Source organism: Actinoallomurus rhizosphaericola (assembly GCF_024055675.1).
Classification (GTDB): Bacteria; Actinomycetota; Actinomycetes; order Streptosporangiales; family Streptosporangiaceae; genus Actinoallomurus; species Actinoallomurus soli.
The window spans coordinates 43,457-69,912 of the sequence record NZ_JAMXMW010000017.1 but is presented as its reverse complement, the minus strand read 5'-3'; the positions used below and the strand labels follow the sequence as shown (position 1 = coordinate 69,912).

At 72.3% G+C, this 26,456-nt stretch carries 27 protein-coding genes; 12 read left to right on the top strand and 15 right to left on the bottom strand.

The window, feature by feature from the left end; translation table 11 throughout:
* Positions 1-53: 53 nt before the first annotated feature.
* Positions 54-521 carry an ester cyclase gene (locus NE234_RS31830; protein ID WP_252784567.1) on the bottom strand — a complete coding sequence of 156 codons (468 nt, stop codon included), beginning with the start codon at positions 519-521 and terminating at the stop codon, positions 54-56.
* Positions 522-699: 178 nt separating this feature from the next.
* Here NE234_RS31830 and NE234_RS31825 point away from each other — a divergent pair, with 178 nt between their 5' ends.
* The 3 genes from NE234_RS31825 (at position 700) to NE234_RS31815 (ending at position 3,471) form a co-directional block, all read left to right on the top strand.
* Positions 700-1,275, top strand: a complete 576-nt coding sequence (locus NE234_RS31825; protein WP_252784566.1) for an RNA polymerase sigma factor — start codon at positions 700-702, stop codon at positions 1,273-1,275.
* Positions 1,262-2,050: a methylated-DNA--[protein]-cysteine S-methyltransferase gene (locus NE234_RS31820; protein ID WP_252784565.1), complete on the top strand. Its 789-nt coding sequence runs from the start codon at positions 1,262-1,264 to the stop codon at positions 2,048-2,050. The genes NE234_RS31825 and NE234_RS31820 overlap by 14 nt, the downstream gene beginning before the upstream one ends.
* A gap of 107 nt (positions 2,051-2,157) precedes the next feature.
* Positions 2,158-3,471: an acyltransferase family protein gene (locus tag NE234_RS31815; RefSeq protein ID WP_252784564.1), complete on the top strand. Its 1,314-nt coding sequence runs from the start codon at positions 2,158-2,160 to the stop codon at positions 3,469-3,471.
* A gap of 45 nt (positions 3,472-3,516) precedes the next feature.
* Here NE234_RS31815 and NE234_RS31810 read toward each other — a convergent pair whose 3' ends face one another.
* The 3 genes from NE234_RS31810 to NE234_RS31800 all read right to left on the bottom strand — a co-directional run bounded on the left by NE234_RS31810 (position 3,517) and on the right by NE234_RS31800 (position 8,940).
* On the bottom strand, positions 3,517-4,272 hold the full coding sequence (locus tag NE234_RS31810; protein ID WP_252784563.1) for a nuclease-related domain-containing protein: 756 nt from the start codon (positions 4,270-4,272) through the stop codon (positions 3,517-3,519).
* A gap of 791 nt (positions 4,273-5,063) precedes the next feature.
* Positions 5,064-5,843 carry an alpha/beta fold hydrolase gene (locus NE234_RS31805; RefSeq protein ID WP_252784562.1) on the bottom strand — a complete coding sequence of 260 codons (780 nt, stop codon included), beginning with the start codon at positions 5,841-5,843 and terminating at the stop codon, positions 5,064-5,066.
* A gap of 67 nt (positions 5,844-5,910) precedes the next feature.
* On the bottom strand, positions 5,911-8,940 hold the full coding sequence (locus NE234_RS31800) for a hypothetical protein (RefSeq protein ID WP_252784561.1): 3,030 nt from the start codon (positions 8,938-8,940) through the stop codon (positions 5,911-5,913).
* Positions 8,941-9,031: 91 nt separating this feature from the next.
* On the opposite strand from NE234_RS31800, the gene NE234_RS31795 reads away from it, so the two are divergent.
* Positions 9,032-10,009 (top strand): EamA family transporter, encoded by a 978-nt coding sequence (locus tag NE234_RS31795; RefSeq protein ID WP_252784560.1) that lies wholly within the window; start codon positions 9,032-9,034, stop codon positions 10,007-10,009.
* Here the strand turns inward: NE234_RS31795 and NE234_RS31790 are convergent.
* Positions 9,990-10,727, bottom strand: coding sequence for an ABC transporter permease (locus NE234_RS31790; protein WP_252784559.1), 738 nt, complete (start codon positions 10,725-10,727; stop codon positions 9,990-9,992). The genes NE234_RS31795 and NE234_RS31790 overlap by 20 nt on opposite strands.
* Positions 10,717-11,649, bottom strand: coding sequence for an ATP-binding cassette domain-containing protein (locus NE234_RS31785; RefSeq protein WP_252784558.1), 933 nt, complete (start codon positions 11,647-11,649; stop codon positions 10,717-10,719). The genes NE234_RS31790 and NE234_RS31785 overlap by 11 nt, the downstream gene beginning before the upstream one ends.
* A gap of 72 nt (positions 11,650-11,721) precedes the next feature.
* Here NE234_RS31785 and NE234_RS31780 point away from each other — a divergent pair, with 72 nt between their 5' ends.
* Positions 11,722-12,357, top strand: a complete 636-nt coding sequence (locus tag NE234_RS31780) for a TetR/AcrR family transcriptional regulator (RefSeq protein ID WP_252784557.1) — start codon at positions 11,722-11,724, stop codon at positions 12,355-12,357.
* Here NE234_RS31780 and NE234_RS31775 read toward each other — a convergent pair.
* The gene (locus NE234_RS31775) at positions 12,354-12,956 is read right to left on the bottom strand and encodes a TetR/AcrR family transcriptional regulator (RefSeq protein ID WP_252784556.1); all 603 of its coding nucleotides are present in this window, start codon (positions 12,954-12,956) and stop codon (positions 12,354-12,356) included. The genes NE234_RS31780 and NE234_RS31775 overlap by 4 nt on opposite strands.
* 133 nt (positions 12,957-13,089) lie before the next feature.
* Here NE234_RS31775 and abc-f point away from each other — a divergent pair, with 133 nt between their 5' ends.
* Both abc-f and NE234_RS31765 read left to right on the top strand, forming a co-directional pair.
* Positions 13,090-14,700 (top strand): ribosomal protection-like ABC-F family protein, encoded by a 1,611-nt coding sequence (gene abc-f, locus NE234_RS31770; RefSeq protein ID WP_406567097.1) that lies wholly within the window; start codon positions 13,090-13,092, stop codon positions 14,698-14,700.
* A gap of 222 nt (positions 14,701-14,922) precedes the next feature.
* Positions 14,923-15,807: an arylamine N-acetyltransferase family protein gene (locus tag NE234_RS31765; RefSeq protein ID WP_252784554.1), complete on the top strand. Its 885-nt coding sequence runs from the start codon at positions 14,923-14,925 to the stop codon at positions 15,805-15,807.
* A 232-nt stretch (positions 15,808-16,039) separates the two neighbouring features.
* Here NE234_RS31765 and NE234_RS31760 read toward each other — a convergent pair whose 3' ends face one another.
* A complete protein-coding gene (locus tag NE234_RS31760) occupies positions 16,040-16,600 on the bottom strand; it encodes a carboxymuconolactone decarboxylase family protein (RefSeq protein WP_252784553.1) in 561 nt (186 codons plus the stop codon).
* Positions 16,601-16,668: 68 nt separating this feature from the next.
* Here NE234_RS31760 and NE234_RS31755 point away from each other — a divergent pair, with 68 nt between their 5' ends.
* Complete coding sequence (locus NE234_RS31755; RefSeq protein WP_252784552.1) at positions 16,669-17,031, top strand: winged helix-turn-helix transcriptional regulator; 363 nt, start codon at positions 16,669-16,671, stop codon at positions 17,029-17,031.
* A gap of 50 nt (positions 17,032-17,081) precedes the next feature.
* Here the strand turns inward: NE234_RS31755 and NE234_RS44640 are convergent, their stop codons facing one another.
* Entirely contained in the window at positions 17,082-17,207 is a 126-nt protein-coding gene (locus NE234_RS44640; RefSeq protein ID WP_256529733.1) for a hypothetical protein, read from the bottom strand.
* A gap of 6 nt (positions 17,208-17,213) precedes the next feature.
* On the opposite strand from NE234_RS44640, the gene NE234_RS31750 reads away from it, so the two are divergent.
* A complete protein-coding gene (locus NE234_RS31750) occupies positions 17,214-18,104 on the top strand; it encodes a methyltransferase domain-containing protein (RefSeq protein WP_252784551.1) in 891 nt (296 codons plus the stop codon).
* A 402-nt stretch (positions 18,105-18,506) separates the two neighbouring features.
* On the opposite strand, the gene NE234_RS31745 is transcribed toward NE234_RS31750, so the two are convergent.
* Positions 18,507-19,097 (bottom strand): TetR/AcrR family transcriptional regulator, encoded by a 591-nt coding sequence (locus NE234_RS31745; RefSeq protein WP_252784550.1) that lies wholly within the window; start codon positions 19,095-19,097, stop codon positions 18,507-18,509.
* Positions 19,098-19,186: 89 nt separating this feature from the next.
* Between NE234_RS31745 and NE234_RS31740 the strand changes: the two genes are divergently transcribed.
* Genes NE234_RS31740 through NE234_RS31730 form a run of 3 tightly spaced genes read left to right on the top strand, consistent with a single transcriptional unit; the run spans position 19,187 to position 21,647 of the window.
* Positions 19,187-19,612, top strand: coding sequence for a nuclear transport factor 2 family protein (locus tag NE234_RS31740; RefSeq protein ID WP_252784549.1), 426 nt, complete (start codon positions 19,187-19,189; stop codon positions 19,610-19,612).
* Positions 19,609-20,457 (top strand): NmrA family NAD(P)-binding protein, encoded by an 849-nt coding sequence (locus NE234_RS31735; protein WP_252784548.1) that lies wholly within the window; start codon positions 19,609-19,611, stop codon positions 20,455-20,457. The genes NE234_RS31740 and NE234_RS31735 overlap by 4 nt, the downstream gene beginning before the upstream one ends.
* Positions 20,445-21,647 carry an alpha/beta hydrolase family protein gene (locus NE234_RS31730; protein ID WP_252784547.1) on the top strand — a complete coding sequence of 401 codons (1,203 nt, stop codon included), beginning with the start codon at positions 20,445-20,447 and terminating at the stop codon, positions 21,645-21,647. The genes NE234_RS31735 and NE234_RS31730 overlap by 13 nt, the downstream gene beginning before the upstream one ends.
* An 18-nt stretch (positions 21,648-21,665) precedes the next feature.
* Here NE234_RS31730 and NE234_RS31725 read toward each other — a convergent pair whose 3' ends face one another.
* The 5 genes from NE234_RS31725 to NE234_RS31705 are packed head-to-tail and all read right to left on the bottom strand — an operon-like array spanning position 21,666 to position 26,406.
* Positions 21,666-21,857: a MarR family winged helix-turn-helix transcriptional regulator gene (locus NE234_RS31725; RefSeq protein ID WP_252784694.1), complete on the bottom strand. Its 192-nt coding sequence runs from the start codon at positions 21,855-21,857 to the stop codon at positions 21,666-21,668.
* A gap of 28 nt (positions 21,858-21,885) precedes the next feature.
* Positions 21,886-23,769 (bottom strand): helix-turn-helix domain-containing protein, encoded by a 1,884-nt coding sequence (locus NE234_RS31720; RefSeq protein WP_252784546.1) that lies wholly within the window; start codon positions 23,767-23,769, stop codon positions 21,886-21,888.
* Positions 23,770-23,780: 11 nt separating this feature from the next.
* Positions 23,781-24,575 carry a 3-hydroxybutyrate dehydrogenase gene (locus tag NE234_RS31715; protein WP_406567096.1) on the bottom strand — a complete coding sequence of 265 codons (795 nt, stop codon included), beginning with the start codon at positions 24,573-24,575 and terminating at the stop codon, positions 23,781-23,783.
* Positions 24,572-25,546 carry a branched-chain amino acid ABC transporter permease gene (locus NE234_RS31710; protein WP_252784544.1) on the bottom strand — a complete coding sequence of 325 codons (975 nt, stop codon included), beginning with the start codon at positions 25,544-25,546 and terminating at the stop codon, positions 24,572-24,574. Before NE234_RS31710 ends, NE234_RS31715 begins: the two co-directional genes overlap by 4 nt.
* Positions 25,543-26,406 (bottom strand): branched-chain amino acid ABC transporter permease, encoded by an 864-nt coding sequence (locus NE234_RS31705; RefSeq protein ID WP_252784543.1) that lies wholly within the window; start codon positions 26,404-26,406, stop codon positions 25,543-25,545. Before NE234_RS31705 ends, NE234_RS31710 begins: the two co-directional genes overlap by 4 nt.
* Between the last annotated feature and the right edge of the window lie 50 nt (positions 26,407-26,456).

Below are 26,456 nucleotides of genomic sequence, written 5' to 3'. Positions count from 1 at the left end.
CGCGGGCGGAGAGCGCCGGCGGTCACCGCGCCCGCGAACCGGTGCGGGTACGCCTATGAACCGGCGCCGACCGGGCCGGTGCCGACCGGCCCCGGCATGACGCCCAGTTGGGTCGCGATGGTGGCGATGTCGAAGTAGACACGCTCACAGATGATCCGGTCGCCTTCCGGGCCGTCGAAGAGGAAGAACGCCACCATCGGGCACCGGAAGGCGCGGCCGGTCGGCGGAATGCCGTACAACTCGCCCAGGTGCGTGCCGAGCAGGTCGAACTCCGCGATCACGGCGTCGTCCGCATGGCGCAGGCGGACGTTGTCATGCCGCTGGTCGGGGAAGGCCTCGCGGGACCGGTGATAGTAGGCCATCACCTCCTCCGGGCCGTCGAACACCTCACCGGTGGGGACGATCTCGTAGCGGGGGTGGCTCATCGTCGCCAGCGTGACGTCGAAGTCCTGGGCGGTCTCGGACTCGAAGTGGGTGCGGATCAGGGCCTCGCGGGCCTCACGCACACTGGTGCTGGTCACGGTCTCTCCGTCCTGTGGATCGGGCGAATGGTGGCGAACTGCGACCGGTGGCCGTCGGCCCTCGTATGTGATCTACATTGTAAAGGCGGGAAGCCGCATCGTACGACTTGTTCATCGGAGGCAACGGAACGAACGTGATGCTCCGCAACGCAGCGGCCTCGGCCGGTGTTCTATGAACGTGACCGAGACCGACATCCGCCTCCCGATCGTCGCCGCGCTCACGGAGGACCTAGACACCGGCTTCGTCGCGCTCTTCGACGCCTACCGCGACGTCGTGTTCTCCGCGGCGCTGCGGCTGTGCGGGCGATGGGCCGACGCGGAGGACCTCACGGCGGAGGCGTTCCTGCGCGCCTATCGCGCGCTGGCCGGTTACGAGCCGCAGCGCATCGAGAGCCTGCGGCCGCGCCCGTGGCTCATGACCATCCTGGCGAACCTCTGGCGCAACACCGCCCGCTCGGCCGCCCGGCATCCGCCTCCGGCGCCCCTGGAGGCCGCACCGGAGGCGGCCGATCCGGCGGAGCCGGCCGAGCAGGTCGCGGAGCGGTCCGAGACCGGCCGCGAGCTGGCCGCGCTGCTCGACGAGCTGACCGAGGAGCAGCGCCTCGCCATCGTGCTGCGGCACGTCGTGGACCTGCCGATCGCGGAGATCGCGACGGTTCTCGGCGCCCCCGAGGGCACGGTCAAGTCCCACATCTCGCGGGGTCTCAAGCGACTCCGCCTGCTCTACCCGGGGAGGAACGATGAGCACCGTTGAGTCCCACGGCCCGGATCCCTTCGACCAGGCCGATCCGCTGATCGCCGATCTCGGCGCACTGACGGCCGGCGCGCCGGCGGGCCTGCTCGAGCGGGTGGCGGCCCGCTGGGTGCGCGTCGACGCCGCGATCGGCGGCGTCTACGTCGCGATGACCGACCAGGGCGTCGCCTACCTGCGCGCCGGACAGGATCAGGAGGAGTTCGCCGCGTCGTTCCGGGGCCGGTTCGCCCGGCCGCTGCTGCCGGGCGGCAGCCCGCCCCCGGCCCTGGTGCGGGCACTGCGGACGGGGCGCGCCGACGGGCTCCACCTGGACCTGCGGGGGTTGCGTCCGTTCGAGGAGGCGGTGCTGCGCGCGGCGGCGACGATCCCGCGTGGGGAGATCCGGCCGTACGCCTGGATCGCCGAGCGGATCGGCCGGCCGAAGGCGGTCCGGGCGGTCGGCACCGCGCTGGGAAGGAATCCGGTGCCGCTGCTGATCCCCTGCCACCGGGTGACCCGCTCCGACGGCCGGATCGGGCAGTACGTCTTCGGCGCACCGGCCAAGGAGCACCTGCTGCGGACGGAGCAGGTCAATCTGGACGAGGTCGGCACGCTCGCGGCGAAGAACGTCTACTTCGTGGGCAGCGACACCACGGGCGTCGTGTGCTTCCCGAGCTGCCGCGACGCGCGCCGGATCACTCCGGCGCACCGGCAGGGCTTTCGTACTCTGGCACAGGCCGAGAGTGCCGGATACCGGCCGTGCCGGCACTGCCGGCCGGGGGGCGCACCGGCATGAACACGGCCTCACCGGGCACAGGTGTTCAAGACCCTTTGCGCCTCCGTTCAGGAACGTCCTGTTGACTGGCCCGGTAAGTCGTTGTCTCCGACCGAGGTTCCGTCGTTTTGAGCATCCGCACCGACCTCGTCCCCGCCGAACCCAGCCCCGCCGATTCCGCCCGCACCGACCTCAGCCGTACCGATCCCGGCCGTACGGATCGCACCGGCACCGACCTCGTCCCCGCCGGCCCTGGCCGCGTCGGGTCCGCGGGTGACGATCCGGCACCCCCCGTTCCGGCTCCTCCCGGCAGCGCCGACCGCGATCCGGCCGGTCGCAGCCGCACCGACCGGGATCCCTACTTCGACAACGCGAAGTTCCTCGCCGTCGTCTTGGTGGTCATCGGCCACGCCTGGGAGCCCCTACGGGGCGCGAACATCGGGGGCCGCCTGCTGGAGGCGGCGCAGACGTTCATCTACGCCTTCCACCTGCCGGCCTTCATCGTCATGTGCGGGTACTTCTCGCGCGGGTTCCCGAGCACCCGCGGCCGCACCCGCAAGCTCGTCGCGGCCATCGTGGTGCCCTATGTGCTGTTCAGCGTCGCGTATCCGCTGTGGGCCGGGCTGCTGTCCGGCCGTCACGTCGGCTGGGATCCGCTGGAGCCGTACTACCTGACCTGGTTCCTGCCCGCCCTGCTGCTGTGGCGGCTGTCCACGCCGCTCTGGCAGCAGATCCGTCTTCCCGTCATCGTGGCGGTGCTGATCTCGATGCTCGCCGGGTTCGTCACCCTGCCGAGCATGCTCAACGCCGCCCAGGTGCTGTCGTTCCTGCCCTTCTTCGTGCTGGGGCTGGCCCTGCGGCCGCACCACTTCGCGGTCCTGCACCGCCGTGCCGTGCGTATCGCGGGTGCGGCGGTGCTCCTCCTCGGTGGGGTCACCGCCTATCTGCTCGCGCTGAGCGTCGATCCGGAGTGGGTGCACTGGCGGCGCAGCTTCGGCCAGCTCGGGGTGGGCGCCTCGGTCGGCGTCGGGTTCCGGATCGCCGCGATGGCCGCCGCGCTGATCCTCACGGTGGCGTTCCTCGCGGTGGTGCCCGCGCGGCGCACGTGGTTCACCCGGCTCGGCTCGGCGACGATGTACGCCTACCTGCTCCATGGGTTCGTCACGCTGTACCTGTCCTACCAGGACTGGTACTACGGCATCTCCGGCCGGCAGGTCGTGCTGGTCACGGTCGGCTGCGCGCTCCTCGCCGTCGTGCTGTCCGGGGACCTGGCGCGCCGGGCGTTCCGGTGGGCGGTCGAACCTCGCATGGACTGGCTCTTCCGTACGGCTCCCGCCCGCCGTGCGCCGTCCCGCCACGTGCCCTCTCGCCGCCGACCGGAGCGAGGGGGCGGAGTGACCGGGCGGGACGAAGGACGCGGCGCGGTCGCCGGAGTGGAGTGACGGAAGGGGAGCCGGCCGACGTCGAGGCGCGTGCCGGGCCGTGGCTCAGCGGACGATGATCGCCTGCCGGCTGATCGGCAGCTGATGCGCCGCCTCGGCGATGGCCGCCACCTGCTCGGGGGAGAAGCGGTTGCGCTGGCGCCGGACCCAGCCGGGCAGGCGGTGCATGCGAACGAGGGTGACGCCGTCGGCCTCGACGACGCCACGGGCGAGGCGACCGCCGTGGATGACGGCCACGGCCTCCACGGCGACCTCGCCGCCGAGGCGCTCGGCGAGCATGGCGGCGGTCGCGTCGGCCCGCGCCCGTAGCGCGGCGACCATCTTGGCGCCGGATCGCTCGTCGATGAACAGCGTGCCCCGGTAGGCGGCGATGTCGGTGTCCGGAGCGACGGCCTGGTTGTCGATCATCATGACGCCGGTCGGCCCGATCACCAGGTGGTCGATCTGACCCTGTTCTGGAACGTTCCTTCCCTGGAGGACGCGGTATCCGCGCCAGTCGAGGGTCAGGCGCAGGAGGGTGGACGTGCGCCGTTCGCCCCGTTGGCCCCTGCGCCAGACGCTGGAGGCCATCCGCTGGCGCAGGTAGTACAGGGCGTCCACCGCGGCGACCGCCACCGCGGCCAGCAGCCCGAACCAGAAGTCGACGAGTACCGTGCCGATCACCAGGCCGAGGGCGGCGAGCGCGCCGCGCACTTGAAGCCGGCGGCGCTTGCCCTGCGCCCACAGCTGCTCGTGCACCGCCTGGGGGGACCCGCCGATCAACGCCGGGTTCTCCGGAACATAGATCGACCGACCGAACATGACGCGACCCTTTCGCTCGTGGGAGTTTATTATCCCGTGACCTCCGCGAAATGGTCCCTGTGGTGACACAGTTAAACCTAAAAGTAACAAACGGAAATGTTGCCGATATCTGCGCATGGAATTTCCGTGCAAGCTGCACTGCGGGTTGCACGGCAGGCGTGTGGTGCGGGTGAGGCGCCGAATTCGGTCCCGTGACCGAAGACCACGTCTCGCGATGAAGACGTCAGCATAGCGCCCCAGACTCCGGCGAATGCGGCGGTATCGAGATCGGCCACATGCCATTTCTCGACGTCGGTGCGGATGCGGGCGGACCTTATCTCGAACGCCGTCGCTGACACTTATCGCCAAAACCCGTCGCCGATCGCCGGCAGGCGGAGCCGTACCCACCCCTGGGCTCCTGAAGGCGCCGGTGAGAGACCCGGTGGGTCGGTGAGCGACGTGTCGGAAAGTGGTGAATCGACGCGCCGACGGCGCGGACCGGCAGGCCGCTGCGGGCCATTACGGCGAAATCCGCTGGCCGGTCAACGCGCCGACCGCCAGCCGTTCGGTGAGCGCTCGCGCCCACAGCGGTGCCGGACCGCCCGTCCCTGGGCCGGCAGGCCGCGCCGAGGGCGGGTCACACCCTCATCGTCACTCTCGAACGTCCGGATGGGAAGACCTCGCGCCGTCCCGAAACCGCACCACCCGGCCGGACCCGGACACCGCCGGCCTCCGGCACGGACCCGGCGAAGGCTCGTGGTCGCCGGATCGGCGGGCCGATGACGGGCCGCCGGCCGCCGGCCGGGCGGCGCTCAGCCGGAGCTTCCCTCCAGGAGCACGCGGGCCACGAGTTCCGGGTCGTCGCCCATCGGGACGTGCCCGCATCCCTGCAGCCAGACGAATCGCGCGTGCGGCAGCGTCTGCTGGGCGCGTACGGCCTGGCTCGAACGCAGGAGACGGTCGCGGGTGCCCCACGCGATGGTCACCGGGACATCCCGCACCTTGCCGCGGAACGTGGTCCTGCGACCGGCCCGCAGGGTCGGTTCGAAGCCCACCGCGCCGCGCAGCGCGGCCGCGTCGGCCAGCAGGGTGTCGACGCCGATGAGATCCGGCCGTCCGTAGATCATGCCGAACATGAGACGGCGCATCCGCGGCGTGCTCGCCAGCCGTCGCATGGTCGAGGGGGACAGCCCGGCGCCGAGCCGCGAGGCGCGCAGCACGAGCGCGGCATACCGCAGTTCGAGTGGTGTATAGAACCCGGCGGGGGAGAGTGCGGTCACTGAGCGTGCGAGCCCCCGGTCGGCCGCCTCGAGCGCGAACAGCCCGCCGAGGGAGTTCCCGGCGACGTGCGGGCGGTCGACGCCGAGCCGGTCGATGAACTCCCGCAGCACGTCCACCACGGTCTCGAGGTCGTACGGGGTGCCGGGGGGCAGGGGCGGTGAGGCGCCGAAGCCGGGCAGGTCGACCGCGATGACGTCGCGCTCCTTGGCGAGCAGGTCGATGACCGGCTCCCACGCCTGCCAGCGGTGGCCGATGCCGTGCATGAGCAGCAAGGGCGGGCCGTCACCCCGCCGTTCGAAGACGATGTCCACGCGCCGAGGGTAGACCCGAAGTTACCGCTTGGTCACTATGAAAGCGCTCACTTTCGCGGGCCGCCGCTCAGGGTCCGAGTTCGGCGGCGACGCCCTGGAAGTCGTTGATGGAGAGGGTCAGGGTGTTCTGTCCCTGGAAGACCTGGGTCTCGCCCACCTGGCCGAGGTGGTGGTTGCAGGCGCGGTCCAGGTACGCCTCGACGAGCCGGGCGTTGGTGAGCCGGCCGCGGCCGCGGAGGGCCGCCAGGTCACGCCGGGCCACCTGCCATGCCTCCGGCTCCAGCTTCAGGCGGCGTTCTCCGGCCAGCAGCGCCGCGAGGTGGACGCGAAGCTCCGGATCGGACAGGTCGGGCAGTCGTACGGTGCGCAAGTCCGTGATCAGCTCCGGGATGGCGTCGGTCAGCTCGCGCAGCCGACCCGGCGCGCAGGTCGCGGCCAGGACGGTCTCACTGACGCCTTCGACCCGTGCCCGGTACAGCGCCGACGCGTAGGCCGCGCCGCGGTCGTCGTCGAGAACGATCGTGTCCAGGCCCTCGATCAGGAGCGTGTGACCGTTGAACTCGGCGAGGCGGTCGCGCAGCCGCCGCGGGTCGATCTCGGCGAGCTCGTCGGCCAGGAGCGTGTGGACCTCGCCGCTGCCCACGCCGACCTCGGCCAGAGCTCGGGCGATCATGCGGGTGAGCCGACGCTGGCCGCAGGACAGCTCGCCGACCAGCAGCACGGCCGGCGCGGACGCGCTGGACACCTCCTGGCCGCGCAGGCTGAGGGCCCAGCTGCCGCGCCGGCGCAGCTCCGTCAGCAGCTGCTCGATGTCGTCGGGGCCCGGCAGGAACGTGATGCCGTACGCCTCCACCGGACGCGGCCCGGGAGCGTACGGGGAGGCCGCCGGGTCCGGAAACGACCCCGAGCCGTCCCCTCCGGCCGCCGGAGCCGGATGGTGCGGCTGAGTGCCGGCTCCAGCCGCCGGGGTCGGATAGGGCGGCGGAGTGCCGGTGCCGGCCACGGGGTCCGAGTGGTGCGGCGAGGCGCCGGCTCCGGTCGTCCCGCTCGGGAAGGGCGGCGGGGTGCCGGCTCCGGCCGCCGGGGTCGGATAAGGCGGCGGAGTGCCGGTGCCGGCCGCCGGATCGCCGGGGACGACCGAGGTCGGTGGCACGCCGGGATCGGGCGTGAGCGCGGTCGGCGGAGCGGGCGGAAACGACGCCGCCGGGTCGGGCGTCACGCTCGTCACCTCGGGGGTCCACCCCTCGTACGGGGAGGCGGCCGGTGAGGCGCCAACGGGATCGGAGAACGGACCCGGAGCGCCCGGGCCCGGGGCGGCGCTCGCCGGGACGCCGGGGTCGGAGGCCGGCGCCGTGAACCCCGACCACGCTCTGGTGCCCTCCGGCACGCCGGGCTCGGGGCCGGGCCCGGAGGACCCGGCCGACCAGCCGCCTCCGACCGGGCTCCCGTGGTCGGCGGCCGGCGCGCCCGTTCCGGGGTGGGACGACGGGCCCGTTCCGGGGTGGGACGAGGGGCCCGTTCCGAGGTGGGACGAGGGGCCCGTGCCCGCCGCGACGCCGGGGATCGACGTGGGCGCGGCAGGGCCGCCGGGACCGCCGGGGTCGGACGTCGGCGCGGCGCCCGGGTTCGAGGAGGGCGCGGAGGGCGTGGAGGGAAGCGGTTCGGAGGCCGGCCAGGCCGTGGTGGCCGGCTGCGGCGGGGGAGCCGCGTCGGCCTTGCGCTGTTCGGCGAGGTGCGCGCGGGCGGCCTCGATGATCTCCCAGGGCGTCAGGCCCTCACCGGGGCCCGGCTCGGGTCCGGCGTCGATCGCCTTCAGCAGCGCCGCGGGGACGGTGAACCCGGGCCGGGGCGGAGCCATGCCCGCCAGCCGGCACCAGGACAGCGCGGTCGCGTAGGCGGCGGCCAGCAGGGTCCGCAGGATCTGCGGGTCCGCGCCGGCGACGGCGCCGGGCAGCGTGCCGTCGACCGGCCACAGCTCCCGCAACGGGTGACCCGGCTGTGCGAGCGACTGCAGGGTGCGGACCGCTTCGGGGTCCAGCCAGGGGAGCACGGCGGCCGCCGCGCCCGGCGCGCCGTCGAGGTCGGCGGCCAGCAGCGCGAACGCGACCCGCCGTGCCTCGGCCGGTCCGGCCGCGGCGGCGGGCAGCGCGGCCGCCATCGCGGCGAGGTCGTAGCAGGCGAGCCGGAAGTGGTCGCCGGGCGCCGTCTCCCGCAGCAGCGTCACCCGCAGCTCCGGGGGGCAGCGGCGCAGCCACTCCTGCACGATCGCCGGGTCGCCGTAGCGGACTCCGGCGTGGTCGCTCGGGACCATGCGCAGGGTCGTGGCGGCGATCGCGGCGAGCGCGTCGGCGCGGGGCCGGAAGGCGGGTTCGCCGCGCAGGGCCTCGGCGGTCTCCCAGAGGACGCGTGCGACGTAGGACGCGCCCATCGGGTCACCGGCCCGCAGCCGCTCGGTGTAGGCGCCGACGATCAGCGGGAGCGCGGGCTGCAGGAACCAGCGCGGACCCGGCGCGGCGGGGACGAGATGGCGGGCGTACAGGCCGAGGATCGGGTGGTCGTCCATGGTGACCGGAGCGCCGGCGCACCACAGGACGGCGAAGAAGGACACCGCGATCGGGCTCGGGGTGCCGGGCAGGAAGTGCGGATCCTGCAGGGGGAACTGGGCGGGGTTGGCGGTCGCCGCCGCGGTCACGGTCTGCTGGAGCCGGCCGAGCACCGTGGGGGAGGGCGGCGCGCCGAACAGGCCGTCGCCGGCCAGCGGGCCGGGGGTCAGATCGGGGCCGGTGGTCAGGATCGAAGGGGGTACCGGGGGGCGGCCCGCGCCCGGCGGCGCTGGCATCACCGCCTGCCGCGCGGCGGGGTCGAATGGGGGCGGGCACAGGTGCCAGTTGCCGTCCAGGCCGCAGCGGTACCAGCGGCCCCATGCTCCGAACAGCCACCATTCACCGGCCCCGGCCAGCATCCGTGACGTGAGCGCCTCGGCGCGCGCGTGCGGTGGCGCACCCACCCACCACGGGGAGGAGGTGATGCCGCGCACGTCTGTCTCGATGGCCGCGAACGGGTCGCTCGGGGGTGCGGCCGGGGCCTGCCAAGTCACGATGCGCATCGTAGTGGGTCGATTCGTACGCCATTGCGGCGCGTAATTACCGTCCTGTAGCTTTGCTCCTTATTCAGGAGGGGGTGGGCGAGTGAATGCCGCGCGGCTCAAGGCGTCGGGGCTGGGCCTCGGGATCGTGTCCGCGATCGCGTTCGGCACGTCGGGGCCGTTCGGGAAGGCGCTGATCAACGCGGGTTTTTCGCCGCTGCAGGCGTCATGGACACGGATCGCCGGCACCACTCTGGTCCTCGTGCCGCTCGCCCTGCTGCTGCGCGGGCGTGCCGCCGGGCGCGCGGTGCGCAGGCGGTGGCCGCTCCTCCTGCTGTACGGGGTGATGGGCGTGGCGGGGTGCCAGTCGCTCTACTTCGTCGCCGCCTCCCGCATTCCGGTCGGCGTGGCGATCCTCCTGGAGTTCACCGGCCCGGTGCTGGTCGTCGGGTGGATGCGCTTCGTCCAGGGGCGGCGGGTGCCCCGGAGCGCGTCGATCGGCGTGGGGATCGCGCTGGTCGGTCTCGCCTGTGTCGTGGAGGTCTGGTCGGGTCTCGGCATCGACCCGCTGGGGCTGCTCGCCGGGCTTGGCGCGGCCGCCTGCCAGGCCGCCTACTTTCTGATCATCGACCGGGTCGGGGAGGACGTCGACCCCCTGGTCATGACGGCCGCCGGGTCCAGCGTCGGCGTGGTCGTGCTGGCCGTCGCCGCGCCGCCGTGGGAGATCCCGTGGCACCTGCTGGCCACGGGAGTACGGTTCGGCGACCGGCCGGCTCCGGGTTGGCTGCTGGTCGTCTGGATCGTTCTGGTCAGCACGGTCACGGCGTACCTCACCGGTGTCGCCGCCGTGCATCGTCTGTCCGCGCCGGTCGCGGGTGCCGTCGCGTACATCGAGACGGTGTCGGCGGCGTTGTGCGCCTGGATCGTGCTCGGTGAGCGGCTGGGCGTGCCGCAGCTCGTCGGCGGGGCGATCGTGCTGGCCGGCGCGTTCGTCGCCCAGCGGTCGGTCGCCCCCGACGAACCGGTGATGGAGCCGGTGCCCTACCTGGAGGGCGTCGGCGTCAGGAGTGCTGGCGGGTGAAGGTCCGGGTGCCGATCGCCAGCGCGGCCACCGCGAACACCACCGACACGGCCAGCCCGGCGGTCAGCGTCCCCGACGCGTAGCGTCCGGCGAAGGCCGCGCGCAGCGCCTCCACGCCGTACCGGAACGGCGTCGCGCGGGACACGGCGTCGAGCCAGCCCGGCGCCGCCGACATCGGCAGCAGCGCCCCGGACAGCAGAAGCATCGGCACCACGAAGGTGCTGGACAGCGGCGCGAACAGCTCCTGCCGCCGGAGCGTCAGCGCGAACGCGTAGGACAGCGCGGCCAGGCCGGCCGCCAGCGGGACGAGCAGCGCCAGGCCGATGAGCAGGCCCGCGACCGGGACGCGGAACCCGAACGCCGTGCCGACCGCGATGACCAGCACCGCCTGGCCGAGGAGCACGACGGTGTTGGTCAGCACCCGGCCCAGCAGGAGGGCCAGGCGGGACGCCGGCGTGACGCGCAGCCGTTCCAGGACGCCGAACCGGGCGTCGAAGACGATGCCGAACCCGGCCAGGCCCGGGCTGAGCAGCGAGAGCTGGATCAGCACGCCGGGCACGAAGACCTGCCAGCTGTCGTGCCCGAGGTACGTCCCGAGCAGCGGCCCGAACAGGATGAGGTTGAGGACGGGCTGCAGCACGCCGAAGACCAGTCCGAGCCATCCTCCGAGCGTGAGCCGGAGCTGATGGCGGAAGAGCAGCCAGGTGTCACGCGGCACGGGCGGCCGCCTCTCGGTCGGTGAGGGCCAGGAACACGTCGTCGAGGGTCGGCCGGGTGTGCTGGATCGACAGGGGCTCGACGCCGGCCGCGTCCAGGGCCCGGGTGAGCTCGATGAGGATCCGGTCCTCGGGGGCGACGGTCAGCCGCAGGGTGCGCCCGGTGACGCGGACCTCCCGTACGGAGGCGAGACCGGCGAGCGCCGACCGGGCGTGCGGCACGTCCCCGGAGATCTCGATGGTGACGACGTCTCCGCCCAGCCGGGCCTTCAACTCCTCCGGCGACCCCTCCTCCACGACACGTCCCCGGTCGATGATGAGGACGCGGTCGCACAGCGCGTCCGCCTCGTCGAGGTAGTGGGTGGTCAGGAAGACCGTCGTGCCGTGGCGGTCGCGGAGCCGCCGGACGTGGTCCCACAGGGCGCTGCGGCTCTGCGGGTCCAGCCCGGTGGTCGGCTCGTCGAGGAAGACGACCGCGGGCCGGTGCACGACGCCGAGCGCGATGTCCAGGCGCCGCTTCCGCCCACCTGACATCGATCCGATCGGGCGGTCGGCGAGGTCGAACTCGGCCAGGAGGTCGCGGGACCGGGCGGGCGCGTCCGGCACGCGGTACAGCCGGGCCTGCAGCACCAGTTCCTGCAGGGCGGTGCAGGACGGGTTGGTGCTGCCGCCCTGGGCGACGTAGCCGATCCGGCGCCGTACCCCGGCCGGGTCGGCGATCAGGTCGTGTCCGGCGACGGTCGCGGTGCCGGCGGTGGGCCGCAGCAGGGTCGTGAGCATCCGGAGGGTCGTCGTCTTGCCGGCGCCGTTCGGCCCGAGGAATCCCACGATCTCCCCGGCCCGGACGTTCAGGTCGACGCCGCGGACGGCGTCCGCGCCGGCGAAGGACTTGGCGAGGCCACGCGCCTCGATGACGTGATCCATGGACGTAGGCTAACCATATCTTTGGCGTCGCACCAAACTTTGGGTGACCCCAATATGAGTACGATGAATCCCATGGCGGAAGAGCTCGGGCTCCGGGAGCGCAAGAAGCGCGAGACGCGGCAGCGCATCGCCGACGTCGCCATGGGGCTGTTCATGCTGCGCGGCTTCGACCGCACCACGGTCGCCGACGTCGCCGAGGCCGCCGACGTGTCCGTCAACACGGTCTTCAACTACTTCAAGACGAAGGAGGACCTGTTCTTCGACCGGCAGGACTTCGCCGTCCAGGGCCTCGGCCGGGTCGTCGCCTCCCGGCGTCTGGGGGAGTCGGTCGTCGAGGCGCTGCGCCGCGACTTCCATGAGGCGCTGGACGAGGGCGACTGGCGCTACGGCACCAACAGCGGCGCGGACGACTTCTCCCGCCTGGTGCTCGAGAGCCCGTCGCTGCGGGCACGGATGCGTGAGATGTCCGACCTGCGCAGGGACTACCTCGCGCAGGTCCTGGCTGAGGAGACCGACGCCGACCCCGACGACCCCACCCCGCGGTTCGTCGCCGCGCAGGTCGTCGCGCTGGTCCAGGCCATCTCGATGGAGTACCTCCGGCGCCGCCGTGCCGGCGAGAGCCACGCGGCGATCCTCCCCGCCGTGCGGATCGCCGTCGATCAGGCCTTCGACCTGCTGAGGTCCGGCATCGGAGACTATCCCCGTTAGCCGAAGGCGCCCGCGCGGGCGGCCGCCAGGGCGGCGCCCGCGGCCCGGTCGGCGACCGCCGCGTCGACGGGCTCCCGGCTGACGAACAGCCGGTAGTAGACCGGCGCCACCGCCGCCCGTACGACCTCGGCCGGGTCGGTGCCGGCCGGCAGCTCGCCGCGGGCGACGGCGCGGGTCACGATCCGTGCGGCCTGGTCGTGCCGGGAGGCGAAGAAGCCCCGGAGCGCGTCCGCGGCGGCGGGGTCCTGGGTGGCGGCGGCGATGAACGCGGTCGACACCGGCCCCTCGTCCGGATCGGTGAACCCGGTCACCACCAGGCGGGTGAGGGCCCGCAGGTCCTCCTCCACCGAGCCGGTGTCGGGGATCGGCCAGGGCTCCTCGGCCGCCATCTCCAGGGCGTCGGCGATCAGGCCTTCGACACCGCCCCAGCGCCGGTAGACGGTGGTCTTGTGCACCCCGGAGCGGACGGCGACGCCCTCGACCGTCAGGGCGGCGTATCCCTTCTCGGTGAGCTCGCTCAGGGTGGCCGCCCGGACGGCGGCCCGGACGCGGGCGCTGCGGCCGCCCGGCCGCGGCCCGGGTCCCTCGGTGCTCGTCATCGGATAATCCCTTGCCTCCGGAGGTGCCGACCTGTCATCATCTTAACGCAACCGAAGTTGCGATAAGCCTGTCACTGAAGGAGAGCAGTCGTCATGGGCCTGATCCCGAGCACCGCGATGTCCTGTCCACGCCGTGTATCGGAGGTCCTTCTTGTCCACTCAGCTCACCCTGCGGGGCGTCGCCAAGTCCTACGGTGACCACCTCGTCCTCGACGACGTCTCGTTCTCCGTACGGCCCGGGGAGCGTGCCGGGCTCGTCGGGGAGAACGGCTCCGGCAAGTCGACGCTGCTGCGGCTGATCGCCGGCGTCGAGCCGCCGGACGACGGCGACGTGACCGTCATGGCCGACGGCGGCGTCGGGCACCTCGGGCAGACGAGGAACGTGCCGCCCGGCGACACCGTCCAGCAGGCCATCGACGCGGCCCTGGCCGACCTGCGCGCGATGGAGCGCCGGATGTGCGAGCTCGAGGCCGACCTCACCGAGGACCGGTTCGCCGAGTACGCCGCGCTGCGGGCCGCGTACGAGGCGCGGGGCGGCTATGAGGCCGACGCCCGCGTCGACAAGGCGATTCACGGGCTCGGCCTCGCCCACCTGGAGCGGGACCGCGCGCTCGGCACGCTGTCCGGCGGTGAGGAGGCACGGCTGGCGCTGGCCTGTGTCCTGGCGGCGTCCCCGGAGATCCTGCTGCTCGACGAGCCGACCAACCATCTCGACGAGCCGGCGATGACCTGGCTGGAGGACCGGCTCCGCGCCCACCACGGCACCGTCGTCGTTGTCTCTCACGACCGGCTCTTCCTCGATCGCGTCGCCACCGTGATCTATGAGGTCGAGGACGGGTCCGTGGGCCGGTTCGGCGGCGGATACTCCGGCTTCCTCGCCGCCAAGGCGGCGGCCCGCGTCCGCTGGGAGCAGGCGTACGCGGCCTGGTGCGAGGAGGTCGAGCGCGTCGAGAGACACGCGGCGACCACCGCCCGGCGGGTCGCGCACGGCCGGCCCATGAAGGACCGCAACAAACCCGCCTACGACCGGGACGCCGGGCGGGTCCAGAGCTCGGTCGCCAGCCGGGTGCGTCAGGCGCAGGAGCGGCTCCGGCAGCTGCGGGCGCACCCGGTGCCCAGGCCGCCCGAGCCGTTGCGCTTCGACGGGCTGTTCGGCGGGGGAGAGGGGGAGGGGACGCTCGCGGAAGTGCGCGAGGCCACGGTCGGCGACCGGCTGCGCGGGGTCTCCCTCACCGTGACGGCCGGCGATCACCTGCTGATCCACGGCCCGAACGGCGCGGGCAAGTCCACGCTGCTGCGGCTCCTCGCCGGCGAGGAGCCCGACTCCGGGAGCGTGCTGCGGCGCGGCCGGGTGGGGTACCTGCCGCAGGACGTCGACTTCCCCGACCCGCGCCGGTCCGCGCTGGCGGTGTTCGCCGACGGCCGGCCCGGTCACCCGGACGAGCATCGCCTGCGGCTGCTGTCGTACGGACTGTTCCGCCCCGAGGCCCTGGACACCCCGGTCGGCGGCCTCTCGGTGGGCCAGCGGCGGCGGCTGGCCCTGGCCCGGCTGCTGGCGGCGGAGCACGACCTGCTGCTGCTCGACGAGCCGACCAACCACCTGTCCCTCGTCCTGGTCGAGGAACTGGAGACGGCGCTCGCCGACTACCGGGGCGCGCTGGTCGTCGTCTCCCACGACCGGACGCTGCGGAGCCGTTTCCCCGGCGTGCGGCTGGAGATGCGCGACGGGCGTCTCGCCGGGTGACCGCGGGCGGGCCCTCGACGTGCCCGGTGGTCGGGGCCGGTGGTCGTGCCCGGTGGTCGGGGAGTGCTCAGGCCCCGGTTCGGCGGTCGCAGCGGTGTGCAGGTACTCGGTCTCGAGCATCGAGACGCGGGGGAGTGGGGCAGGACCCGACGCGGCCACCGCTTTCAACTTACTTTGTAAAGGCGGGGGCCATGAAGTTACCATCCACGACGGAGGTGCGACATGAGCCGTTTCGACGTATCCGCGTATCTCCGAAGGCTCGGCCTTGCCGCCCCGGGCCCGCCGAGTGTCACCGCCCTGCGCGTCCTGCACGCCGCCCAGGTCGAGCGTGTCGCCTATGAGGCACTCGACGTGCAACTCGGCCGGCTCACCTCGATCGACCCGTACGAGTCCGCGGCGCGGATCACGGCGGGCCGCGGCGGTTACTGCTACCACCTGAACGGTGCGTTCGCCCTCCTGCTCGGGGCTCTGGGCTACGAGGTGACCTGGCACCGGGCGGGGGTACAGGGTCGGCGGGCCCCTAAGCCGCCGGGTCCGGCCCTGGCCAACCACCTGGCGCTGACCGTCCGCGGGCTGGTGGCGGAGGACTGCCCGTCGGGCGTCTGGCTCGTGGACGCCGGTCTGGGCGATGGACTGCACGAGCCGTTGCCCCTGAGCGAGGGTGAGTACGTCCAGGGGCCGTTCCGCTTCCGGCTGCGGCGTTCAGTGGTCGCACCCGGAGGGTGGCGGCTCGACCACGATCCCCGTGGTGCCTTCACCGGCGTGGATTTCGGCATGGGGCCCGCCGTGGTGGGGGAGTTCCTCGACCGGCATCGGCACCTGTCCACGTCGCCGGAGTCGGGGTACGTCCGGACCTGCACGGTCATGCGCCGGGACGCCGGCGGCGCCGACGTGCTCACCGGGTGCGTGCTGCGACGCATCGGCACCGGCCCGGACCGGCGGGAGGTTCTGGAGTCCAAGAGCGCGTGGTACGCCGTTCTCGCCGACCTGTTCGGCCTGACGCTCACCGATCTCGACGCCGCCGACCGAGAGGTCCTGTGGGCACGTGTCCGCGGAGCTCACGAGGCGTGGTCCGCGGGCCTCGGCAACATGCCGGAGACCAGCTGACTGGATACGGACGACCTCGTTCAGGCTCAGATCCCGTGCCGTCCCGCCCCTTGGCCGTCGCCCCGTCACCGGAGCGTTCGCCATCACTCGCTCGGCCCAACGACACGGCGGCCCGGGAGCAACGGCGGCAGGCCGCCCTGATGGCTCGGCGAGGCTCGGCGTCGAGCCGAGTGAAGTCAGCCGACGACGGTGTGGATCGGCCCGGTCGCCACGCATGCCTACTCCCTGTGGGTCACCGGACCGGGAAGCGGGTGGCCCAGGGTTCCTCTTCCAGGAGGAGCCCGTTGGCCAGGTAGCTGATGGTGCGATACCAGCCGGCCAGCACGAGGAGTTCGAGCAGTTGACCGTCCTCGTAGTGCTCTCGCAGGCCGTCCCAGGCGGCCTGCGAGAGCCGCGCCGTGTCATGCAGTTCGTCGACCGCGCCGAGCAGCGCCGCGTGGTGGGGCGGCCATGAGACCTGTGCCGCGGGATCGGTGTCGGCCGTCGCCCGAAGCTGTTCGGAGCTGAGCCCGGCCTGCCGGGCGAGGCTCGCGGCGTGTACGCCCCACTCGTAGGAACAGCCGCTGCGCGCGGTGACGCGGGCGATTACGAGTTCCCGGTCGATGGCGGGGAGGCGGCCGTGTCCCAGGAGGCCGGCTCCCAGAGCGAACATGCGTGAGGCCAGTTCCGGGTTGCGGTGCAGGACACGGAACAACATGAGCGGCTCGTGCGGCACGCCCGGGGGCATCCACCGGCGCAGCGCGTGGTCGACGTGGGCCGTGTAGGGCGGGGTGAGCGGTTCGATGCGCGTCATGCGATACCCTCTGCTTCGATTTTCGAACCAGTATCATGCTTCGGTAAGCGAAGCGCAAGGAGTGGGGCATGGAGACCAGAGCACCGCGACCGGGCGCGCCGGTACGGGGGTCTGAGTCGGGCCGTCCGGTCATGGCCGCGCTCGATCTGCTCGGACGGCGCTGGACGATGCGCATCTTGTGGGAACTGAGCCAGGCACCGACAGAGACACCGACAGGCTTCCGCGAACTGCAGCGCCGCTGCGAGCGCATGTCCTCCAGCGTGCTCAGCACCCGCCTCGCCGAGCTGACCGACGCCCGCCTGCTCACCCCGCACGGCGACGGCTACCACCTCACACCGCTCGGCCGGGACCTCGTCGAGGCGCTGAGTCCGCTGGACGCCTGGAGCCGACGCTGGGCAAGGGAGATGGACACCGCCATACCCCAGGGGTGATGCGTTCGCGGCACGGCTGGTGCGACCATGCGTCGAAGTCGTGGCGGGGCTCACTCCGGGAGGGGCAGCCCCATGACCGCGCCGAGCCGCTCACCGCCTGCCGGGATCAGCGATTCGCGCCGGCCGCCGAGCCGATGCTTCTCGTCGTTGCGTTGGTGGTCTGGGGAGGTGACCATGTAGTGATGACCTCCTCGCCCCGCCCGCCGCACGTCGGTGGCCGACCGGATCCGATAGGCGGGACTACCGCGCTCGGTGGAGAGTCCGCTCCCACGCGCGGGTACCTGCTCGACAACGCGCGCGCCGAGGCGGGCGAGCGATTCGTTTGGCTGGCCGAGCTGTTCGACGGTGTGACGCGGGCGCACTTCGATCGACTGGGGGTCGGGGCGGGCTCGCGCTGCTGGGAGGTGGGGGCCGGTGGCCGCAGTATCCCGGAGGCGCTCGCGGCGGCCGTCGGTCCGACCGGGTACGTGCTGGCCACGGACATCGACCCGTCGTGGCTGAAGGCGGGTGGCGGGTACGAGGTGCGCCGGCACGACGTCGCCGCTGATCCGCCCCCGGAGCCGGGGATGTTCGATCTGGTGCACGCCCGGCTCGTGCTGGTCCATGTACCCGACCGGGCTCAGGCGTTGACCACGATGGCGGCGGCGCTGCGGCCCGGCGGCTGGCTGCTGGTCGAGGACGCCGATACCGCTCTGCAGCCACTGGCATGCCTGGACGACAGCGGTTCGGCGCGGCGGGCCAACCGACTGCGCGACGCGGTCCGGGAGCTGCTGACGCGCCGCGGCGCGGACCTGCGCTACGGCCGGACATTGCCGCGGGCATTGCGTGAGGCCGGCTTGGTGGATGTCGCCGCGGCGGGCTCTTTCCCCGTCGGCGGGCCGGCCTGTGACCGGCTGGAGGCGGCGACCATCCGGCACGTGCGCGGCGAGTTGCTCGCGGCCGGCCTGGCCGACGACGCCGAGATCGACGCGCACTTGGCCGCCATCCACGCGGGCGAACTCGACCTGACACTCGCGCCGCTGATCTCGGCCTGGGGACGTCGTCCAGCCGAGCACCCGCCGGCACTCGGTTAGGTGCGGATCCAGACGTTGTCCGACCTGCCCACAGCGCTGTTCGTCGAGGAGACTTTCGGGCCGTAGGAGTCGCCCCTACTGCTCAACGGGGTCGCCCCGCCCGATGGAGCGGATGCCGTCGCTGCCGCGCTGGCACCGGGGCCGGATGGTGCTGGTCGGTGACGCGGCGCACGCCCCGTCCTCCAGTCCGGGGCAGGGGCGTCCCCGGCCGTCGAGAGTGCCGTCGAACTCGCTCCTTGCCTGCGGCGTCCTGCCCGATCCCGCCACCGCGTTCAGCGCGTACGAGCGGCTGCGCCGCGCCCGCGGCCGGCTCAGGAAGCGACACGGGAGGTCACTAGGAACCTTACTATGTAAAGGACGCTGGTGGTTACAAAAATCAGTAGTCATAAACATCCAACAACCTCAACAGCCTGAGCGGGAGTCCAGGACTCTGGTGATGAAGCTCGCCAGTTGCGCCCGCATTCTTTCGCGCGGCACGCACTCGTGACCGGCCAGGTGTTCGACGAGGTCGGCTCGGGTGGCAGCGAGCAGTGCATGGGCGGTGAAGTCGCTGTCGGTCAGCCCGGGAATCTGCTCCAGCATGGCTTGGAGCAGGCTGTGCCATCGCTCGTAATGCTCCGCCTGGTAAGGGCTGACGCTCCCCGTTTCCTCCAGGGCCAGTGCGAGGCGGCGGTTGTCGAGTTTGAAGCACAGGAGGGCGTCGAGCAGGGCGGGTATGCGCTGAAGCGGTGGGGTGGGGGGTCCCAGTGGCGGCGGACCCGTTTCGACGGCGTCCATGATCGGTTCGAGCCGTACCTCGAACAGGGCGCGGATCAGCCCGGTGCGGTCACCGAAGGCACGGAAGAGCGTTCCTTTTCCGACGCCGGCCGCTGCCGCGACGTCGGCCATGGTGACGTCCTCGGGGCTCTCGCAGCGAGCGAAGAGGGTGTCGGCTGCCGCCAGGACGGCCATCCGGTTACGGACAGCGTCCTTGCGAGGTTTGCGCTCGGGCACGCGGATTCCTCCAGTTGCGATCCGGACCCTGGGTCCGTATCGTGAGATTCCGGACTCAGGGTCCGGATTTTACGAGATGGAGGATACCCATGTCCGCACACACCTCTCCAGCGGATCTGTACCGCCACAGCCTGCGACTGCTGCTGGACAAGAACATTCCCGGCTGGGTCGCTCTGTGGGCCGAGGACGGAATCATGGAGTTCCCCTTCGCCCCTCAGGGCTGGCCCGAGCGGTTGGAGGGCAAGGAGGCCATCGCCGCCTACATGCGCGACTACCCCGACCACATCGACCTGCATGACTTCCCTGACCTGCGGATCCACCAGACCACCGACCCGGAGACCATCGTGGTCGAGATGCGCGGTGTCGGCCGTTTGGTGGAGACCGGCAGCCCCTTCGACATGACCTACATCGCCGTCGTAACCGTCCAGGACGGGCTCATCACCGCCTACCGCGACTACTGGAACCCCCTCGCCGTCCTGGAACCCGGCACCGACTTCACTGGGAGCACCCGATGACCACCACCGGCACCACTTTGGTCATCGGCGCCACCGGCACGACCGGCAGGCGCACCGCCGCGCAGCTGACAGCCGCCGGCCACCGCGTCAAGGCGGCCAGCCGTCACGCCACCCCGGTCCCCGGCGCGGAGCCGGTCCGCTTCGACTGGTACGACCCCGCCACCCACGGCGCTGCCCTCGACGGAGTCGACCGCGTGTACCTCATACCGCCCCTGGGGGAGTCCGACCCCGCGGCGGTCATGCTGCCCTTCCTCCAGCGGGCCCGCACCGCGGGCGTACACCGCGCGGTGCTCCTCAGTTCCTCGGCCATACCCGAGGACGGCCCGGCGGTGGGGACGGTGCACCGGGCCCTGCCCGGCCTGTTCGAGCAGTGGGCGGTGCTGCGGCCCTCCTGGTTCATGCAGAACTTCACCGGCACGCACATCCATGCCCTCAGCATCCGTGAAGACGGCGCCATCTGGACCGCCACCGACAGCGGCCGTGTCGGCTTCGTCGACGCCGAGGACATCGCGGCCGTCGCCGTCCACGCCCTGACCGACGAACATGCCCCCAACACCGACCTCGTCCTCACCGGACCGGAGGCGCTGAGCTACGACGACATCGCAAGGATCATCACCGAGGTCACCGGTCGGCCCGTGGTCCACCGCCATCTGTCCTACGAGCAGATGCGCGACCGCCTCGCGAAGCTGATGCCGCCGGCGTTCGCCGCGATGTTGGCCGGCATGGACCGCGCCATCGCCGAGGGCTCCGAAGACCGCACCACCGACACCGTCCTGCGACTCACCGGTCGGCCTCCGCGAGCCTTCCGCGCCCTCCTTGAAGAGGAGATGCCATGGAGCAGTTGATGTTCCCAGGCGATCAGCAGTTCTGGTTCGAGACTCTGCGCAATCTCGGCCTGGCCGTCTACGGCGGTTCGGACGTCGGTGAAGTCATCTCCACCGCCGCCCGCGTCACCTCCGGCGACTACGACGGCTGGCACGCCGCCTGGCTGTCCACCGCCGAGCGCCTGGAGGCCGAGGCCCGCGCAAGCCATCCCATCAGCGCACGCGACGGACTCCTGCGTGCCTCCACCTACTACCGGGCGGCCGAGTTCTTCCTGCACGGCAACCCCGGCGACCCGCGCATCGACCACGCCTACGAGCGCGGCGTCGCCTGCTTCCGCGACGCCATCGCTCACATTCCCGGCATCACCCCCGTGGAGATCCCGTATGAGGACACCGTGCTGCACGGCTACTTCTACCGGGCGGCGGGCGAGGGCTCGAAGCCGACGCTGGTGATGCACAACGGATTCGACGGCGCCGCCGAGGAGTTGCACTTCTTCGGCGCTGTCGGCGGACAGGAACGCGGCTACCACGTCCTGACCTTCGACGGCCCCGGGCAGCCTGCCGCAATCCACCGGGACGGGCTGACCTTCCGGCCGGACTGGGAGAACGTGGTCGGTCCCGTCCTGGACTTTCTCGCCCAGGACCCGGGCGTCGATCCGGCCCGTATCGCGCTGCTCGGCGTCAGCCTCGGCGGCTACCTCGCACCCCGCGCCGCGGCCTATGAGCCGCGCCTGGCGGCCGTCGTCGCCGTCGACGGCGTCTTCGACGCCGTCTCCGCTCTGACCGCGCATCTCCCGCTGCCGCACGACGAGGCGGTCCAGCGCGCGGCAGCGGAGCACGACGAGGAACTGGACCGGATGATCGCCGATGCCCGTGAGGAGAGCCCGACCCTGCGCTGGGCCTGCGACCACGGGCGCTACGTCACGGGGACCTCGACCGACCGCGAGTTCCTGGCCGAGTACGCCCGCTACAACTTGGGCGACGGAAGCGCGGAGAAGATCACGTGCCCCGTGCTGGTGTGCGAGGCGACCGCCGACCTGTTCTACTCCGCCACCGAGGAATCCGACCCGCGCAGGCTGTACCGGCACCTCACAGCGCCGAAGAAACTTCTGAGCTTCACCGAGGAAGAAGGCGGCGACGCCCACTGCCACCCTGGTGCCCTTCGCCTGGCGGTGGCGCGCATCTTCGACTGGCTCGACGACACGATCTGACCTGCAGCCGGTCGAAGATCAGTGCGGAGCGGGTGAGTGCGCCGAGCCCGTGGGAGTCAGGCGGATGACCTTGCGCCGCGCGTCCGCCGGGTCTCCCGCGCGCTCGGCGTAGCCGAGTTCCTCGAGCCGGTCGACGGTCTTGCCCGCCGCCTGTTCGGAGACGCCGGGCCGGCGGCCGACCTCGCTGACCGAGGCGCGGTCGAGGCCGATGGCCTGCTTCGCGGCGCTGCGGGAGGTCTCACCGGCCGGTGGTGGCGGTGAGACGGTGGAGCCGGAGCGCGAGCTGGAGTTCCAGCGTGCGCTCCGGGTCCTGCCAGTGCTCGCCGAGGAGCTTGCCGACCCGGTCGAGGCGCTGGGTGACCGTGTTGACGTGGACGTGCAGGCGCTGGGCGGCCCGCGCCAGGCTGCCGCCGACCTCGAAGTAGGCCTCCAGGGTCCGTACGAGCTTGGTCTTGCGGCGTTCGTCGTAGTCCAGGACGGGGCCGAGCGTGGCGGTGAGGAAGCCGGTGACGTCCCTGCCGTCTCCGAGGAGGAGACCGACGAAGCCGAGTTCGCGGGTATCGGCGCCCTGGCCGGCGCGGCCCAGGGCGAGGAGCGCGTCGGCGCAGCGTCCCGCCTCCTGGTGTGCCGCCGTGACCTTGGTGGCGGAGTCGACCGGGCCGGCGGCCCCGGCGGTCGCGGTGGTGCCGAGCGCCGCGCCGCAGTCTTTGGCGGCGCGGCGGGCGACCGCGCCGGGGTCGAGGCCGGGGAGGAGCAGGACGATCTCTTCGCCGCGGGCGGCGAAGAGCCCGCGGGCGGCGGAGGCGTAGGAGGCGGCCCAGAAGGCGGCGCGGGGCCGGTCCGTGTCGTGCCGGACGACGACGAGGACGTAGGGGGCTCCGAGGTCGAAGCCGATCAGGCGGGCGCGGGCCCGTAGTGCGTCGAGGTCGGTGACTCGGCCGCTGAGCAGGTCGTCGAGCAGTTCGCCGCGGACCCGGCCTTCGGCCTCGGCGACGCTGCGGCGGAACAGCAGGAGCAGTGCGGTGACGAGTGCGCCGCGTTCGAGGATGCGCTGGTCGCTGCCGGACAGTTCGCCGGCTCCGGGGGTGCGGAGGATGAGGGTGCCGAGCACTTCGGCGCCGGCGGCGATCGAGGCGATCCAGAGCCGTCCGCGTTGTACGGCGCGGCCGAGGGAGCGGGAGGCGCGGGCGGCTTCGGTGACGGTGGTGTCGTCGGGTTCGCCGAGGTCGCCTACGGCGGCGAGGGGGCGGCCTTCGGGGTCCAGGACGAGGAGGGCGCCGCCGAGGACGTCGATGATGACTTCGGCGACGTCTTGGACGCCGCCGCCGCGTACGGCGAGGGTGGTCATGCGGTCGTGGGCGTGGGCGGCGCGTTCGACGGCGGCGCTGCGTGCCTTGATGAGTTCGTTGGCCGCGCTGAGTTCTTCGAGGGCGGCGCGGGTCTCGTCGAGGAGGCGGGCGTTGTCGATGGCGATGGCGGCGTGGGCGGCGAGGGAGCCGAGGAGGGCGATCTCTTCGGGGACGAAGGGGCGGGCGCTGCGGTTGGCGGCGAACAGGACGCCGATGACGCGGGGGCCCAGGCGCATCGGGACGCCGAGGATCGCGACCAGGTCTTCTTCCTGGACGGCGGCGTCGATGTAGGCCTGGTGGTCGAAGCGTGCGTCGGCGAAGTAGTCGGGGGTGCTGTAGGGGGTGCCGGTCTGGGCGACGAGGCCGGCCAGGCCGGCGCCGAAGGGGATGCGGAGGGCGCGGAAGGCAGCGGAGACCGATCCGTCGGTCACGCGCATGCAGGTGTCGCCGCGGTCGTCGTCGCTGAGGGTCATGTAGGAGATGTCGGCGCCGAGGAGGCGGCGGGCGCGGCGGACGATCGCTTCCAGGACGGCGTCGAGGCGGCGCAGGCCGGCGAGGTCGCTGGCGGTGTCGAAGAGGGCTGCGAGTTCGGCTTCGCGGCGGGCGCGGTGTTCGAGGAGGGAGCGGACGCGGAGGGCGGCGGCCTTGGTCGTCTCCAGTTCCGCGAGCACGCGTGGGTCCGCGCCGGCGACGCGTGCCTCGAGGAGGGGCGCGTCGAACTCGGCGGCGGAGGCCTCGCGGGCGAGCAGGTCGAAGAAGACGTCGCACTTCATAGCGGTCATTGTCAGTGGGCGGTCCAGGCGCCGTCGATGGTGACGGACGAGCCGGTGATCATGGCTGCGCTCGGTGAGCACAGGTAGGTGACGAGGTCGGCGACCTCGTCGGGTTCGATGAGGCGGCGGATCGCGGCTCTGGCGAGCATGATCTGGTCGATGACCTGGTCGGGGTGGAGGTCGTGGGCGGCGGCCTGGTCGGCGATCTGGGCTTCGACGAGGGCGGTGCGGACGTAGGCGGGGCTGACGCAGTTGGCGGTGACGCCGTGTGGGGCGGCTTCGATGGCGATCACCTTGGTGAGGCCTTCGAGGGCGTGTTTGGCGGTGACGTAGGCGGCCTTGTAGGGGGAGGCGCGGTGGCCGTGGACGGAGGAGATGTTCACGACGCGGCCCCAGCCGCGCGCGTACATGCCGGGCAGGGTGCGGCGGGCGAGCCGGAACGGCGCCTCGACCATGATCCGCTGGATGCGGGTGAAGGTCTCCGGGGGGAATTCGGTGATGGGTGCGACGTGTTGCAGGCCGGCGTTGTTGATGAGGATGTCGACGTCGTCGCAGTCGATGCGTTCGACCGCGTCGGGGTCGGACAGGTCGACGGCGAGGGCGTGGCCGCCGAGTTCGTCGGCGGCGGCCTGTGCGGCGTCGGCGCGCAGGTCGACGATGACGACGTCGGCGCCGGCGGCGGCGAGTCGCCGGGCGCAGGCGAGGCCGATGCCGCCGGCGGCGCCGGTGACCAGGGCGCGGTGCCCGGTCAGGTCGGTGCCGGTAGTCGGGGCGGGATCGGTGCGGGTGGTGGCGGCCACGGTCATGCTCCTTCGGATGCGGGTCGTCGTGGCGTGCGGTGCGGTGCGGAGGTGGGGAGGAGGTCGTGGACGGTGCCCCAGAGGCCGCGGCGGAACACCAGGACGATGATCACGAAGATGGTGCCGGTGACGAGTCCGATCTCCTGGAAGCCGGCGGTGGCGAGGTAGTCGTTGAGCTCGACGATGAGCGCGGCGCCGAGCGCTCCGCCCCAGAGGGTGCCGATGCCGCCGAGGACGACCATCATGACGACCTGGCCGGAGGTGGTCCAGTAGACGTCGTCGAGTGAGGCGAATCCGTGGCCGATGGCGAACAGGCCGCCGGCGAGTCCGGACAGTCCGGCGGACAGGACGAACGCGAGGAGTTTGTAGCGGGCGACGGGGTATCCGAGGGCCTGGGCGCGTGCGGGGTTGTCGCGGACGGCGGTGAGGACCCGGCCGAAGGGGGAGCGGGTGATGCGCCAGGCGGCGAAGAGGCCGGCGAGGACGAGCGGCAGGCCGGCGTAGTAGAAGAAGAACGGGTCGGACAGGTCGAGGCCGAAGAAGTGCCGGGGGATGCCCTGCAGGCCGTTCTCGCCGCCGGTGAGGCCGCGCCACTGGTTGACGGCGAAGTAGACGACCTGGGCGAACGCGAGGGTGACCATCGCGAAGTAGATGCCGCGCAGGCGGGCGGACAGGTATCCGATGGGGAGGGCGAGGAGCGCGGCGGTGGCGGCGCCGCCGAGGACGGCGACGGGGAAGGGCAGTCCGGCGTGCAGGGAGATGAGGCCGGTGACGTAGGCCGAGCCGCCCCAGAACGCCGCGTGTCCGAAGGGGAGCAGTCCGGTGTGGCCGAGGAGCAGGTCGACGGCGGCGGCGAAGAGCGCCCAGCAGGCGATGTCGAGGGCGACGGGCGGGTAGATCGCCCAGGGCAGGGCGAGGGCGATGAGGAGCCCGGTGATGAGGGGGATGGGCCGGGCGGTGAGGCGGGACAGGATCACAGGGCGGCCTCCTCGCGGCCGAACAGTCCGGCCGGTCGCCAGAGCAGGACGGCGGCCATGACGACGAAGACGAGGGTCTGGGAGAGGGCGGGCACGTAGAGGTTGCCGAGGGCGGTGATCAGTCCGATCGCGAAGCCGGCGGCGACCGAGCCGAAGATGGATCCGAGGCCGCCGATGACGACGACGGCGAACACGGTGATGATCAGGTCGGCGCCCATGAGGGGGTTGACGGCGCGCATGGGGGCGGCGAGTACTCCGGCGAGGCCGGCGAGGGCGACGCCGAAGCCGAAGACGGGCGCGACCCAGCGGCCGACGTCGATGCCGAGGGCGCGGGTGAGCTCGGGTCGTTCGGTGGCGGCGCGGACGATCGTTCCGACGCGGGTGCGGGTGAGGATGAGCCAGGTCGCCGCGCAGGTCAGCAGGGACAGGGCGAGGACGAAGACCTGGTAGGCGGGGTAGTCGAACAGGCCGAGGTCGAGCGAGCCGGACAGCGCGGACGGGCGGGGGTAGGGCTGGGACTGTACGCCGTACCGGTGTTTGACGGCGTCCTGGAGGATCAGGGCGAGCCCGAAGGTGAACAGGAAGCCGTACAGGGGGTCCAGGCGGGTGAGACGCCGGACGAACACGCGCTCGACGAGCACTCCGGCGGCGCCGAGGAGAAGGGGGACGGCGACGAGGGCGACCCAGAAGTTCAGGCCGAGGGAGTCGAGCAGGACGTACGCGCCGAAGGCGCCGAGCATGTAGAACGAGCCGTGGGCGAAGTTGACGACGCGGAGCATGCCGAAGATGACGGACAGGCCGAGGGCGAGCAGGGCGTAGAACGCGCCGCCCACCAGGCCGTTGAATGCCTGTTGCAACACGTTGACCTCCAGTGGGGGTCCCGTGGCCCGCCGGGGCTGGGGCGGGCCGG